Raw genomic sequence first — 13,308 nt, 5'->3', positions numbered from 1 at the left:
TTACAAAGGCTCGCCCCGGTAGTAGTGCCATAGAAACAGCGAGCCCACGCTGCGCCAAGGCGCCCAGTGTTCTATCATTTGGTGCGCCTGTTTGGGCGTGGGTTTGTCGTCCATGCCTTTCAGGCGCCCTAACGCTACGCGCAGGGCCAGGTCGTCGGCAGGAAAAATATCCGGACGGTTGAGAGAAAACATTAGGTAAATCTCAGCGCTCCAACGGCCAAAGCCGCGTAGCTCGGTAATCGCGGTGATGGCGTCATCATCGCTTAGCTTTTCAAGCCCATCGGCGCTAAAGGTGCCGGCGAGTTCGGCTTCTGCCAAGCCCTTGGCGTACTCAATTTTCTGCCAGGAGAGCCCCGCATCGCGCAGCGCTTGGCTATCCACTTCCATCACCGCTTTTGCATGCAGCTCCGGCAGTAACGTATTTACACGGCCCATAATCGCGCGTGCCGCGTCGGTGGATAGCTGTTGACTAACGATGGTACTGAAAAACGTCGCAAACCCCTGGTCGCGTTGACGTGGGCTAGGCGCGCCGACCAATGGGTATGCGCGGGCAATATCTGGGTCGGCCTCAGCAAGTGCCGCCATGGCGTGCTCAATGGTATCGAGTGTCATCGCCTTCGCCTTATTGAAGAAATAAACAGTTAAGTGAACAGGATTAAGTGAACAGTACTGTGCACAGGCCTGTCGATAAAGCTCAATGAACGCTAGTAGGGCAGGCAAACGCTTTTTGCCGGCTAATTTTTTTGAACGCGGCATATTTATACTTTCGTCTAATCCTGCGATCATTTGCGCTAATCAAGGTGCCAACAGGGCGGTACCGCTAGGAGATAAATATGCAGGATTCGACAGCATCGTCGTCTCAAGGGCTGGCGCGCAAACCGCGCCTGGCCGAATTTGTGTTGGCGCTGGGCGGGTTTGGGATAGGAACGAGCGAATTCGTCATCATGGGGTTGATGAACCGCGTGGCGGGCGACTTAGCCGTGACGGTTCCTCAGGTGGGCTACGCGATCAGTAGCTACGCGCTGGGTGTTGTGGTGGGGGCGCCGTTAATTTCAGCGCTGGCCGCACGCGCGCCTCGGCGGCTGTTATTAATCGTGCTGATGCTGGTGTTTGCAGTGGGCAACATCGCTAGCGCTCTGGCACCGAGTTTCTGGTCATTTGTGGGACTGCGTTTTCTCGCGGGCTTACCGCACGGTGCCTACTTTGGCATTGCGGCGTTAGTAGCGGCGGGTGCGGTGCCGGTGGATCAACGGGCACGCGCTATTTCCAGGGTGATGCTGGGTCTAACGGTCGCTATTTTGATCGGGGCGCCGCTAGGTACGTGGGCAGGCAACCAGTTTGGCTGGCAAATCGCGTTTGTGGGTGTGGGGGGAATTGCTCTGCTTACCGCTCTGCTAATACGTCTCTATGTACCGGTTCAGCCCGTGGATACAGGTGCCAGCCCCGTACGCGAGCTGTCTGCGTTGCTGAAGCAGCGTGTGTTAGTTGCCTTAGCCCTGGCCTGTATTGGCTGCGGCGGTATGTTCGCTATTTTTAGCTATGTAATGCCAACACTGACTCAGCAAGCGGGTATGAGTGAGTCGCTAGGGCCTTTGGTGCTGGTAATTTTTGGCCTGGGTTCAATTGCCGGTAATTTAATCGGTGGCCGCATGGCAGATAAAAACCTCATGCGCGCAATCCCTTGCATCTTGCTGTGGTGTGGCATTGTTCAGGGGCTGTTTTACTTTGCGGCGAATAACGTTTGGACAGGGCTTTTGTGTGTCGGCTTGGTAGGCACCAGTATGGCGTTAGCGCCTTCGCTACAAACCCGCTTAATGGATGTGGCAGAAGATGCCCAAACCATGGCAGCCTCACTCAATCATGCGGCTTTTAATGGTGCAAACGCGCTCGGCGCGTGGCTGGCTGGGTTGGCCATTAGTGCAGGCTTTACCTGGTCGAGTACGGGCTTAGTGGGCACAGCATTAGCACTTTGCGGCCTGGTTATTTTTGCCGCAGGGCGCTGGCTGGAAAAGCGTACTTATGGCGTTGCGGCCCGGCGGGCGTAGCTATTTTTCGTTATCGAACAGCGATAATTAAATGGTAAATGTGCGAAATTTTTTCTAGTGTGTAAAAGGAGCAACCCATAAGGAGATGACCATGCACACTCAAATTTTGAAAAACTCACGTATTCTGGCCCTTGGTGCAGTTGTCGCGCTGACAGTCGCTTTAGCAGGCTGTGGCACGACCACCGGCGAGCGTGCCACTAGTGGCGCTGGCGTTGGTGCTGCCGTGGGTGCCGGCGCTGCGGCCGTGACCGGTGGTAGCGTTGTTCAGGGTGCAGTTATTGGTGGTGGTGTCGGTGCTGCCACCGGTGCGGCTACTGATAAAGACGACATCAACCTCGAATAAATGGCGGTTGACACTGCTTAGCGGCAGAGCCTAAAACCGCGCATGCCCATGTGAAAGTGATCGGCATGCGCGGCGTTGTAATCGGGCCCGAGGATATTGCCGAACGTATCGCAGGCGCCATCGCGCGCGGCGCGTAAGAACTCACCCGTTGCGCCTTCATCATCCCAGTTATTTAACACCGTAATACGCTCGCCATTTTCGAATTGAAACCCGGTGACATCCAGCGCTTCTGCGGTGGCATGTTCGCTGCGCCTTCCTGTTTCTCGACCATACACGTTCCGGCACGCAAAGCTGCCGACATGATTCACCTGACTGACGCGGCTGCCCATCAACTGCTCGGCGGCGGGCTGTAACGCGTGGCGTTCATACATGACCCAGGCCAGTGCCATGGGGCAGGAGGCAACGAAGCTCTGATTAAAGGCGACGCCGCTTGATTGCATCCGCACGATATTGGATAGCGGGCAGCTCGCGGTGGGGGCGTAATCTGCCAGTGGCGTGTAGCGCAGCTCACTTGCGGGGACCGTATCTAAAGCGGCCAGACAGCCGGTGCGATCATCCGACAGGCGGCTGAGCTTGAGCTGAGTGATGGGCGTAATGGGGTCGTCAACGTGCAGCGGCGCCCAGGGCGCCCAGTGGCGGGGGAGCTCAATAATTTCTTTTTGCAGGGCTACGCCCAGCGCTATTAAAGCTAATATAAACAGCGTACTGCGCATACTTACCTCCCTGTATGTTGTTACTAACCCTACAGCCGCAGCGATGGGTGTGCGATACTGCGCGGCCTTGCTGCTTTCCTGCAGCCGTTCTGGTTATTTTTGCCCTTTATTTTTCACAACTTATTTTCGCAACTTATTTGCGCAAACTGGGGAAATTGTTTCATGTCCCAAGGTACGCTTTTTATTGTTTCTGCTCCGTCGGGTGCTGGCAAGACCAGTTTGGTGCGTGAACTCATCGAAAGCCTGGATGGTATTCAAGTATCGGTGTCGCACACTACCCGTGCGAAGCGCGAGGGTGAAGTGAATGGCGTGAATTACCATTTCACTGATGTGGCCGCGTTTGAAACGATGATCGCGCGAGGTGAGTTTTTTGAGTATGCCAGAGTATTCGATAATTACTACGGCACCTCACGCCAGGCGGTACAAGCATTACTGACGGCTGGGCAGGACGTTATTCTTGAAATTGACTGGCAGGGTGCACAGCAGGTGCGCGTGCAAATGCCTGATGCGGTATCGATTTTTATTTTACCGCCGTCGCGTGATGAGCTGGAGCGGCGCTTATCAAGCCGTGGCACTGACGAGCATGCGGTCATCGCCCGACGCATGCGCGAAGCGGTCAGCGAGATGTCTCATTACCATGAATATGACTATCTCGTCGTCAACGATGACTTCACTACCGCGCTGCAGGAATTACAGTCGTTGGTCATTAGCCGTCGCTTAAGCCGCTCGTTAATGAGTGAGCGCCACGCTTTGCTATTATCTGCGCTCTTGTCACAGGCGCCTGCAATCGAGTAATCTGTTCGGTTCTATTGTTTTTAAATACCGTTTTTAAATACTGTTTTAAGTGCGGTGTTAAATGCGTTTTTCCGCTGGGTCGGCCCGTTTATGTTCCATACGGCGCCGGCCTGGTTCTGTCATAACAGGAAGGCTCCCATGGCTCGCGTAACCGTTGAAGATTGTCTTGAAAATGTTGAAAACCGTTTCAAGCTGGTGATGATTTCTACCCAGCGTGCTCGCCAGCTGGCGCGCGGCTCACGTGATGCGTTGCTACCGTGGGAAAACGACAAGCCGACGGTGATGGCGCTGCGTGAAATTGCGGCAGGCCTGGTGGATCACACGGTTCTGGACGAGCCTGTTGAAGCCGCTGTGCGTCCGCGTCCTGCGATGGCACCGACTCATATCGACGACTAACGGTTATCAAGAAATCGATAACGCAAGCGATAGAGGCGCGGTAGATGTTCACCATTGATGACCTGGCCGACCGACTCGGCGGCTATTTACCCCCGGATGAAATCCAGCAGGTCAAACGCGCCTTCTATTACGCTGAGCAGGCCCACGATGGCCAGCGGCGTCGCTCTGGCGAGCCTTATGTTACCCACCCGCTAGCGGTGGCGAACATTCTTGCCAACATGCACATGGACCATCAAAGTTTGATGGCAGCTATGTTGCATGATGTTATCGAAGATACCGGGGTATCCAAAAAAGCCCTGGCCGAGCAGTTTGGTAAACCGGTGGCAGAACTGGTGGATGGGGTATCAAAGCTTACCCAAATCACCTTTGAAGACAAAGCGGTTGCTCAGGCCGAAAACTTCCAGAAAATGGTGCTGGCGATGTCGCGAGATATTCGCGTCATCATCGTCAAGCTTGCCGATCGGCTGCACAACATGCGCACGCTTGGGGCACTGCGCCCGGATAAAAAGCGCCGTATTGCCCGTGAAACGCTGGAAATTTACGCGCGCATTGCCGGCCGGCTAGGCATCAACACCATTCGCATCGAGCTTGAAGACCTCTCTTTTCAGGCCATTCACCCAATGCGTGCCGAGCGCATTAAGCGCGCCGTCGCTAGCGCTCGTGGGCATCGGCGTAGTGCCATGCGCGAAATTCAGTCGTCGCTGCAAAAAAGCCTCGATGACGATGGGCTCAATGGCACCGTGATTGGGCGCCAAAAGCATCTACTGTCGATCTATAAAAAGATGCGTGATAAGCGTAAGCCTTTTGCCGAAATTATGGATGTATTTGGTTTTCGCATTATCACGGAAGATGTGGCCAGCTGTTACCGTATTTTAGGCGTGGTGCATAACCTCTATAAGCCCGTCCCGGGGCGTTTTAAAGACTACATCGCGATTCCCAAGGCCAACGGCTACCAGAGCCTACATACTACGCTGTTTGGCTCACGCGGCATGCCTATCGAAGTGCAGATACGCACGCGCGAAATGGAAGCCATGGCGAATAACGGTATTGCCGCCCACTGGCTTTACAAGGCGGGGCAAACCTCGCACCCGATTGCCGAAGGTAGCCATGCACGCGCCCGGGCATGGGTGAAAGGCCTGCTGGAAATGCAGCGCCATGCCGGCGACTCACTGGAATTTATTGAACACGTCAAAAATGACCTGTTCCCTGACGATATCTATGTGTTTACGCCCAAAGGCGACATCATGGAGCTTCCCCAGGGAGCTACCGTGATCGATTTTGCCTACACCGTGCACACGGATATCGGCAATAACTGTATCGCCTGCCGTATTGATCGGCACTTGGCGCCGCTCTCTACGCGTTTAGAAAGCGGCCAGACGCTCGAAATTATTACCGCCCCTGGTGCGCGCCCCAATCTTGCCTGGCTTAACTTCGTGACTACCGCGAAGGCGCGTTCAGCCATTCGCCACGCGCTTAAATATCAGCAGCAAACCGAGGCCGTCATGTTGGGCCGTCGGTTGCTCAATAAAGCCCTGGCGCCGTTTGACACCAGCCTGGAAGAACTGGACGAAAGCGTGCTCAAACGGGCCTTTAAAGAGCTGGATGTCTCGTCTGAAGAGTCGCTATTGGAGTCACTGGGGCTGGGTAATCGCATGACGCAGGTGGTGGCAAGACGCTTAGTGGACGCCGCACACGGCGGTCACTATGTGCATCCTGCTACCGAAGACGGTAGCAAAGCGGTAGTGATCAGCGGCAGTGAAGGCATGGTGATCAACTTTGCGCGCTGCTGCCATCCGCTGCCGGGCGACCCGGTTGTTGGCCATCTTTCCATGGGGAAGGGCTTGGTTGTACACCGTGCCGAATGTAAAAACGTTGTTGATAAGAACTTTGCCGATAAAAATGATCCCGACAAGCTCTTCGCGCTGGAGTGGTCAGACACGATAGATGAAGACTTCCCGGTCGCCCTGCGCATTGAAATTGAGAGCCGCCGTGGGCTTGTGGCTGAGCTTGCTGGACTAGTCACGGATGCGGATGCCAATATCGAACGTATTGGTATTGAAGAACGCGATGCACACCTTTCGACGGTCACGCTGACGCTGTCTGTGAAAGGGCGAGTGCATTTAGCACGGATTATCAAACGGATCCGTAATCTATCTAGTGTCGGCAAAATCACCCGACTCGCCAACTAAAATCCCTATACACGACCTACTGATGCACTATCGGTAGCGTCTGCTATTGGTGGCGTTGGCTGAGTACTTATTTTAACGACGTATTCGAACGACTAATTATTCACTGAAGGAGCGAGACATCGCATGAGCAATAAGGCTGTTATCAACACCAGCAAAGCCCCTGCTGCTATTGGCCCTTACTCCCAGGCTATTAAAGCGGGTAACACGGTTTATCTTTCTGGTCAGATTCCGCTCGACCCTGCCACCATGGCGATTGTGTCAGAAGACTTTGAAGCTCAGGCACGCCAAGTCTTTGCCAACCTGCAGGCCGTGTGTGAAGAAGCGGCAGGTTCACTGAGTGATATCGTGAAGCTGAACCTGTACTTGGTGGACTTGGATAACTTTGCCATTGTTAACCAAGTCATGGAAGAGTTCTTCACCGCTCCTTTCCCCGCCCGTGCTGCCGTCGGCGTCAAAGCGCTGCCCAAAGGCAGCCAGGTGGAAGCTGAAGCAGTGATGATCATCGGCGATTAATTTTGCCTGCGCTTCACCGCTGTATTTTATACGGGGTTAACCGCTAGGAAGCCGCCTTCTTTAAGCACCTGTGTATAACCTTCACGGTAGCTCGGGAAGCGGAACTGATAGCCGGCGTCGATGAGGCGCTGGTTATCACAGCGCTTGCTGGCGCGGCGGCGTAACGGGGATTGCATCGTCTCAGTGGCCGCTACTTTCAACTGCTGGGCAAGCCACATCATGACGTTATGCATCGTGACGGGCTCACAATCGCTGCCGAGATAGATATCTTCCAGCGGCTCGCCGCTTTCCTGGCGACGAATCAAGTGGGCGATAATGCCGGTGCAGTCGTCGCGGTGAATGCGGTTGGAGTAAATCACCGGTGTAATCGCGGCCACGCGACCTTCGGCGACCTGATGAATCAGCCGGTCACGGCCTGGGCCGTAGATACCGGAGAAGCGAATCACCGTGCCGGGAAGCGAATGATTTATCAGCGCCTGCTCGGCTTCGCACATTAGCTTGCCAGAGAAGCTAGTCGGATCGGTGGGGCTCTGTTCGTTGACCACTTCGCCTTCCTGCTGGCCATGGACGCTGGTCGAAGACACAAAAAACACCCGACGCGGCAGTTTTTTGTGCTGCGCCATGATGCCCAGTACGCGCTTTAAGCCTTCGGGATAAGCACTTTGATAAGCGCTTTCTTCAAAGCGGTCCGCGCTCACCGTATACACGACATAGTCAGCGTGAGGAAGGCTTGAGGCGTCGGCGTCTTCCAGGCTATTCAGGTCTAGCGCGAGCGGTTTAATCCCGGTGCCCTTTAAGGCCTCGACGTTGCGGCGTAAGCCAATCACCCGGTGCCCTTCCTCCAGCAACTCGCGCCCAAGGTTGATCCCAATATCGCCACAGCCGATAATCAGTACGGTTAGCTTCACCGTGCTCACTCCTGTTGATTAATATTCCCTATTAGATACAAAATCTCTGTCAACGATTACAGTGAACCATGACACTGTCAGTAGAGAAAATCGTCAGTAGAGAAGATCGTCGGCAGAGCTTGCTTGTCCTTTTCCGTCCCGCTGACAGCATGCTATTAGTCACACGCTGCTACAAGAGGATGCCACTGGCACCGCTATGACTTTAACAGAACTTCGCTACATCGTAACCCTTGCCCAAGAGCGCCATTTTGGCCGCGCGGCAGAGCGCTGCCATGTCTCTCAGCCCACGCTATCGGTGGCGGTGAAAAAGCTGGAAGAAGAGCTCGAGACGCCGCTATTTGAGCGCTCGAAATCCACCGTGCAGGTCACGCCATTAGGTGAAAAAATTGTTGCCCAGGCGCAGCGAGTGCTGGAACAGAGCACGCTGATATTTGAGTTGGCCAGTAGCGGTAAAGACCAGCTAGCCAACCCGCTGCGTATTGGTGCGATCTACACCATAGGGCCCTATTTATTTCCTCACCTGGTGCCTGCGCTGGCTAACGCTGCCCCGCAAATGCCGCTGTATATCGAAGAGGGCATGACCGGCACTCTGCGTGGCAAGCTAAGAAGCGGTGAGCTGGATGTGATTATTGTGGCACTGCCCTTCACCGAGACCGATGTGGTCACCAAGCCGATCTACGACGAAGCGTTTGAAGTGTTAATGCCGGCTAATCACGCTTGGGTGACGCGCGAGGCGATCAATAAAGAAGATTTACTCGAAGAGCGTCTGTTATTGCTCGGTGAAGGCCACTGCTTCCGTGACCAAATTCTTGAAGCCTGCCCGGCGATTACCCACAAGCTCAACAGTCCCAATAACACGCTGATTGCGGAAGGCGGCTCGCTGGAGACCATTCGCCATATGGTGGCCTCCCGGTTGGGCATTACCGTTTTGCCACAGTCGGCGCTGGGTACCGACCAGTATGAAAATGCCATGTTGGTCAGTCGTCCCTTCGTTGAACCCGCACCGTCGCGCACCGTGGCGATTGCCTGGCGGGCAAGCTTTCCGCGGCCAAAGGCGATTGAAGCGTTGATTCAGGCGATCAGCCAGTGCCGTCAGCCCTCTCAGGCTGTGAAAAGCGCCTCATGAGCGATCTCTCCGCCCCCATCACGTCGCTTAAAGGCGTAGGCGAAGCCCTCGCGCTAAAGCTTAGCCGCTTGGCTATTCAGCGCGTTAGCGACCTGCTCTTTCATCTGCCGCTACGTTATCAAGACCGCACGCGCCTGACGCCCATTGGCCTGTTGCGCGCCGGGCAAGAAGCGGTGATTGAAGGCGAAGTGACGGCCTGCGACGTGGTAAAAGGGCGGCGGCGCAGCCTGCTAGTACGGGTGCGTGATAACAGCGGTATTTTGAGTCTGCGCTTTTTCCACTTCTCGCCCGCCCAGCAGCAACAGCTGCACCCCGGTGCGAGCGTGCGCGCCTTTGGAGAAGCCCGTGCTGGGGCAACGGGTTTAGAGATCTATCATCCTGAATACCGGTTAATGGGGGGCAGTGAAGCACCGGTAGACGAGTATTTCACGCCTATTTATCCCACCACCGAAGGGCTCAATCAGCCGCGCCTGCGTGCCTTGACGCAGCAGGCTCTTGGGCTGTTAGACGCGGCACCCGAAGCGCTGCCTGACGTTATTCCTGATGCGCTGCGCCAGCGCTTTCAGCTACCGGGGCTTCACGCCAGTTTGCACTTACTGCATCAGCCACCGCCCGATGTGAATATCGAACAGTTAACCTGGGGCCAGCATCCGGCCACGCGCCGGCTCGCGTTGGAAGAGCTGCTGGCTCACCAGTTAAGCCTGCGCGAGGTTCGTCTGCGTATTCAGGCCGATGGTGCCCCGGCGCTACCCTCAGGGCGTAGCCTGCAGGCGCGTTTTTTGGCGCAGCTCCCGTTTGCTCTGACCGGTGCTCAGCGCCGTGTATTGGAAGAAATCAGCCTCGATTTAAGCCGCCCAGCGCCAATGCTGCGCTTGGTTCAAGGCGATGTGGGGTCAGGCAAAACCGTCGTGGCGGCCATGGCCGCGCTGTGTGCCCTGGCGGGTAACTGCCAAGCCGCGATCATGGCGCCGACGGAAATCCTTGCTGAGCAGCACTACCGCTCGTTTAAAGCGTGGTTTGAGCCGCTGGGTATCGAAGTAGCGTGGTTGGCGGGTAAGCTCAAAGGTAAAGCGCGGTTGGATGCTAAGGCCGCGATTGCCGATGGCCGCGCGCGAATGATCGTCGGTACCCACGCGCTGTTCCAAGACGACGTGCACTTTCAGTGCTTAGGGCTGGCGATTATTGACGAGCAGCACCGTTTTGGCGTGCATCAGCGTCTAGCGCTGCGTGAAAAAGGCGAGGCGGGTGGGCTGACCCCGCATCAGCTCATCATGACCGCTACGCCGATTCCACGCACGCTGGCCATGAGCGCCTACGCGGACCTGGATGTGTCAGTCATTGACGAGCTGCCTCCTGGCCGTACGCCGGTTAAAACTGTGGTGGTGCCTGACGAGCGGCGTCCTGAAGTGGTGGAGCGTATTCGGCTTGCCTGCAGCGAAGGCCGCCAGGCGTACTGGGTGTGTACGCTGATTGATGAATCCGAAGTACTGCAATGCCAGGCTGCCGAGGTGACACGCGATGAATTAACGGTGGCGCTACCTGAGCTGGCCGTGGGTTTGATTCACGGGCGCATGAAATCAAGTGAGAAAGCCGAGGTAATGACGGCATTCAAAGCAGGCGAGCTAGACTTGCTGGTGGCCACCACGGTGATCGAGGTCGGTGTGGATGTGCCCAATGCGAGCCTGATGATTATCGAAAACCCTGAGCGACTGGGGCTTTCCCAGCTTCACCAGCTACGTGGCCGGGTAGGGCGCGGCAGCACGGAAAGCTTTTGCGTGTTGCTCTACCATCCGCCGCTGTCGAAAAGCTCCCGCCAGCGCTTGGCAGTGATGCGCGAAACGACCGATGGTTTCCGTATTGCGGAAAAAGATTTAGAAATTCGCGGGCCAGGCGAAGTGCTGGGCACTCGCCAAACGGGTCTTGCGCAGATGAAAATCGCCGACCTAGAGCGCGATGCGGACCTGTTAGAGCGCGTTACCGCCATGGCCCAGACGCTGCAAGGCAACGCAGACGTAACCGCTGTATTGGTACGCCGCTGGCTGGGAGAAGCCGCGGGCCGCTATGGGCAGGTTTAAGCGTTAACGCTGCTGGATACAGGCGCTTCGTTGACGACCAACCGATTAGCAGCCTCGCCTAGCGGCGCTAGCTGTTCAGCAATTAGGCGCAGCTGGCTTTGAATAGGGCGATACAGAGCGACGGCTTGTTCGTCTGCGCTAGCAGCGCTTTGCTCCTCTAATTGCGCTAATAGCGCGGCCGTTTGCTCTGCCAGTATTTCTACCGGCTGGCGTTTGTTTAGCTGTTCTGCGATATGACCTAACAGTTCGCCAATACGTGTTGCTACCGGCACTAGCGTGGCATCGTCTTCATCGTCGGCTAATTGATGGCGATGGGCGCCTAGGGCCGAGAGGTGGCTGAGCAGCGTGTTGGAAAGCACTAGAAAACGCAGTCCGTTGTCTGCATCCAGTTTCCGGTAATGGCCGGGCTCGTGGAGCATGTTGGTGAGCAGTGTGGAAAGCGCGGCATCGGCATTGTGTGCATTGCGTCGCGCCAAGCGGTAGGCCAAGCCATCCTGCTTGCCTTCCTCGTACTGGTGGATAATCTCTTCAAGGTAGCGGCGATGGCCGTTCAGCGCGTTGGCGGCCTCGCGGTAAAGCCTGCGGCCCTGCCAGTCGGGCAGAATAAAAAATACCGCTAATCCTGCAATCACCGAGCCAATCAAGGTATCGAAAAGACGCGGCAAGATCAGATTAAAGCCATCGCCTACTTGGTTGAAGCTGCATAGCACAAGCAGCGTGATAGAGGCGGTAGCGATAACATAGTGTTTTTCGCGGTTGGCAAAGAACGATACCCCTGCGGCCACGGCGATCATGCTTTGCACCAGCGGGTGGGGGAAAAGGCTGATCGACGCCCAGCCAATGACCAGTCCCAATACGGTGCCCAGCATGCGTTGCGATAAGAACCGCCGCGTGGTGGCAAAGTTAGGCCGGCATACAAACAGCGTCGTGAGCAGAATCCAGAAGCCTTGTTCCGGGTCAATCCACTGCAATAACCCATAGCCTGCCATCAGCGCGATGGATAGCCGCACCGCGTGACGAAAGGTGGGTGAGCCCAGGGTGAAGTTCAGGCGCACCCGCTTCCACGCTTCTAGCACGCTAGACGGAGAGCGATCATAGAGTGCGCTATCGCGCCGCTCTTCGCTGGCATCGGGATTGTGTGCGCTGGCAAGCTGAGTTTCTAACGTCGCTAAGTTGTCGGCGAGGGCACTCAGCGGATAAAGCAGCGGGCGCCATTCGGGCCTGCCCCGGTCGCGGAGGTTCTCAATGGAGGCGTGTAGGTCGGCCAAAGCTTCTTCGCTCTGCTGGTGATCAAACGGCCGCTTGAGCAGCAGTGATTTGGCCAGCTGGCGGCAGGAGCGGCCCTGTTGATCTAGCAGTCGTTGGCAGCGAAACAGCACATCATGATGGAAAAAGGCCTTACTGAGCGCGCTATAGGGATAGTGGGTTGAGCTGGCGCGTTCATGAATATCCTGGGCGATAAAGTAGATACGCAGGTAGCGGTTTAGCCTGCGGTTGCCGCGCTGCCCTTCAAGGCGGCGAAAAATCATTTCTTTGGCTTGATTGAGCGCGTCAACGACGTTGCCGTTCTGGCGTGCCAGCGCCAACCTGCGTGCTTCGACATCAACGCCGCGCACGGGCTCAAACAGCGCGGATTTTAATATTAGAAACTCGCCCAGCGCTTTGTAGACGCGGGCCATGCTCTGCTTTACCGGTTGGCGCGAAAACAACGCACACCACACCACCGAAATTAATCCATACCACACCGCACCGCCGAGCAGGAGTAGCTGGCGTGCGGCCACGTCTGCGTCTACGTCGCCATGCTGTTCGATGTTGATCATTGAATAAATCGACAATATGAGCGTGCCCGAGGCAATGGTGGCGTAACGCTGCCCAATAGCGCCGAGCATAATGAGCGTGAACGTAGAAACACCCAGTCCAAGGACAAATAGCCAGGGCCAGGGGAACAGCCATTGAACGATAAATGATGCCGAGGTAAAGCAGACCAACGTCACGACGAGCGCTTGAAAACGCCCCTGCCAGCTGTCGTCGGTTTCAGAAAGCGCGCAGGCGATAATCCCCAAAAATAGTGGAATGACTAACGCTATATCGCCAGACAGGCCGCTTAAAAGCAGAGCACCGCTGAACGCTATAAAAACGCGCAGGCTGTAAGCAAATTTATCCAGGGTCCAAAGGCGCCGCAGCGGCAGTGAAATTGGCATAGCG

General features: G+C 56.0%; 12 protein-coding genes. 8 read left to right on the top strand and 4 right to left on the bottom strand.

Annotated elements, in window-relative coordinates; genetic code table 11:
* Positions 1–612: a DNA-3-methyladenine glycosylase family protein gene (locus tag ACT3TR_RS08510; protein ID WP_444625056.1), complete on the bottom strand. Its 612-nt coding sequence runs from the start codon at positions 610–612 to the stop codon at positions 1–3.
* A 221-nt stretch (positions 613–833) separates the two neighbouring features.
* Between ACT3TR_RS08510 and ACT3TR_RS08505 the strand changes: the two genes are divergently transcribed.
* Together ACT3TR_RS08505 and ACT3TR_RS08500 are read left to right on the top strand one after the other, a co-directional pair.
* Positions 834–2,045 carry an MFS transporter gene (locus tag ACT3TR_RS08505; RefSeq protein ID WP_096276847.1) on the top strand — a complete coding sequence of 404 codons (1,212 nt, stop codon included), beginning with the start codon at positions 834–836 and terminating at the stop codon, positions 2,043–2,045.
* 91 nt (positions 2,046–2,136) lie between these two features.
* On the top strand, positions 2,137–2,388 hold the full coding sequence (locus ACT3TR_RS08500; protein WP_192536019.1) for a hypothetical protein: 252 nt from the start codon (positions 2,137–2,139) through the stop codon (positions 2,386–2,388).
* Between the two features lie 17 nt (positions 2,389–2,405).
* On the opposite strand, the gene ACT3TR_RS08495 is transcribed toward ACT3TR_RS08500, so the two are convergent.
* Positions 2,406–3,101, bottom strand: coding sequence for an extensin-like domain-containing protein (locus ACT3TR_RS08495; RefSeq protein ID WP_192536018.1), 696 nt, complete (start codon positions 3,099–3,101; stop codon positions 2,406–2,408).
* A gap of 162 nt (positions 3,102–3,263) precedes the next feature.
* On the opposite strand from ACT3TR_RS08495, the gene gmk reads away from it, so the two are divergent.
* The 4 genes from gmk to ACT3TR_RS08475 all read left to right on the top strand — a co-directional run bounded on the left by gmk (position 3,264) and on the right by ACT3TR_RS08475 (position 6,994).
* Entirely contained in the window at positions 3,264–3,896 is a 633-nt protein-coding gene (gmk, locus tag ACT3TR_RS08490; RefSeq protein WP_096276853.1) for a guanylate kinase, read from the top strand.
* Positions 3,897–4,034: 138 nt separating this feature from the next.
* Complete coding sequence (gene rpoZ / locus ACT3TR_RS08485; protein ID WP_007112267.1) at positions 4,035–4,292, top strand: DNA-directed RNA polymerase subunit omega; 258 nt, start codon at positions 4,035–4,037, stop codon at positions 4,290–4,292.
* A 44-nt stretch (positions 4,293–4,336) separates the two neighbouring features.
* A complete protein-coding gene (locus ACT3TR_RS08480; protein WP_096276855.1) occupies positions 4,337–6,481 on the top strand; it encodes a RelA/SpoT family protein in 2,145 nt (714 codons plus the stop codon).
* A 123-nt stretch (positions 6,482–6,604) separates the two neighbouring features.
* The gene (locus ACT3TR_RS08475) at positions 6,605–6,994 is read left to right on the top strand and encodes a RidA family protein (RefSeq protein ID WP_096276857.1); all 390 of its coding nucleotides are present in this window, start codon (positions 6,605–6,607) and stop codon (positions 6,992–6,994) included.
* Between the two features lie 26 nt (positions 6,995–7,020).
* Here the strand turns inward: ACT3TR_RS08475 and ACT3TR_RS08470 are convergent, their stop codons facing one another.
* Entirely contained in the window at positions 7,021–7,902 is an 882-nt protein-coding gene (locus tag ACT3TR_RS08470) for an SDR family oxidoreductase (protein WP_096276859.1), read from the bottom strand.
* A 196-nt stretch (positions 7,903–8,098) separates the two neighbouring features.
* Here ACT3TR_RS08470 and ACT3TR_RS08465 point away from each other — a divergent pair, with 196 nt between their 5' ends.
* Together ACT3TR_RS08465 and recG are read left to right on the top strand one after the other, a co-directional pair.
* Entirely contained in the window at positions 8,099–9,028 is a 930-nt protein-coding gene (locus tag ACT3TR_RS08465; RefSeq protein WP_096276861.1) for a hydrogen peroxide-inducible genes activator, read from the top strand.
* The gene (gene recG / locus ACT3TR_RS08460; RefSeq protein WP_096276863.1) at positions 9,025–11,103 is read left to right on the top strand and encodes an ATP-dependent DNA helicase RecG; all 2,079 of its coding nucleotides are present in this window, start codon (positions 9,025–9,027) and stop codon (positions 11,101–11,103) included. Before ACT3TR_RS08465 ends, recG begins: the two co-directional genes overlap by 4 nt.
* On the opposite strand, the gene yccS is transcribed toward recG, so the two are convergent.
* Positions 11,100–13,304 (bottom strand): YccS family putative transporter, encoded by a 2,205-nt coding sequence (gene yccS / locus ACT3TR_RS08455; protein ID WP_444624836.1) that lies wholly within the window; start codon positions 13,302–13,304, stop codon positions 11,100–11,102. The two genes, recG and yccS, sit on opposite strands and share 4 nt — an antisense overlap.
* Positions 13,305–13,308 lie beyond the last annotated feature (4 nt).

It is taken from the genome of Halomonas sp. AOP12-B1-6, from assembly GCF_052379225.1.
Classification (GTDB): Bacteria; Pseudomonadota; Gammaproteobacteria; order Pseudomonadales; family Halomonadaceae; genus Vreelandella; species Vreelandella casei.
Note: the sequence above shows the minus strand (reverse complement) of the source record. Positions and strands in the feature narration are given on the sequence as shown.

Bases quoted from the DNA above. Each gene is read 5' to 3' on its own strand.
- ACT3TR_RS08495 (WP_192536018.1), bottom strand. From the start codon at position 3,101: ATGCGCAGTACGCTGTTTATATTAGCTTTAATAGCGCTGGGCGTAGCC.
- ACT3TR_RS08475 (WP_096276857.1), top strand. From the start codon at position 6,605: ATGAGCAATAAGGCTGTTATCAACACCAGCAAAGCCCCTGCTGCTATT.
- ACT3TR_RS08465 (WP_096276861.1), top strand. From the start codon at position 8,099: ATGACTTTAACAGAACTTCGCTACATCGTAACCCTTGCCCAAGAGCGC.
- rpoZ (WP_007112267.1), top strand. From the start codon at position 4,035: ATGGCTCGCGTAACCGTTGAAGATTGTCTTGAAAATGTTGAAAACCGT.
- recG (WP_096276863.1), top strand. From the start codon at position 9,025: ATGAGCGATCTCTCCGCCCCCATCACGTCGCTTAAAGGCGTAGGCGAA.
- ACT3TR_RS08500 (WP_192536019.1), top strand. From the start codon at position 2,137: ATGCACACTCAAATTTTGAAAAACTCACGTATTCTGGCCCTTGGTGCA.
- ACT3TR_RS08510 (WP_444625056.1), bottom strand. From the start codon at position 612: ATGACACTCGATACCATTGAGCACGCCATGGCGGCACTTGCTGAGGCC.
- ACT3TR_RS08480 (WP_096276855.1), top strand. From the start codon at position 4,337: ATGTTCACCATTGATGACCTGGCCGACCGACTCGGCGGCTATTTACCC.
- gmk (WP_096276853.1), top strand. From the start codon at position 3,264: ATGTCCCAAGGTACGCTTTTTATTGTTTCTGCTCCGTCGGGTGCTGGC.
- ACT3TR_RS08505 (WP_096276847.1), top strand. From the start codon at position 834: ATGCAGGATTCGACAGCATCGTCGTCTCAAGGGCTGGCGCGCAAACCG.
- yccS (WP_444624836.1), bottom strand. From the start codon at position 13,304: ATGCCAATTTCACTGCCGCTGCGGCGCCTTTGGACCCTGGATAAATTT.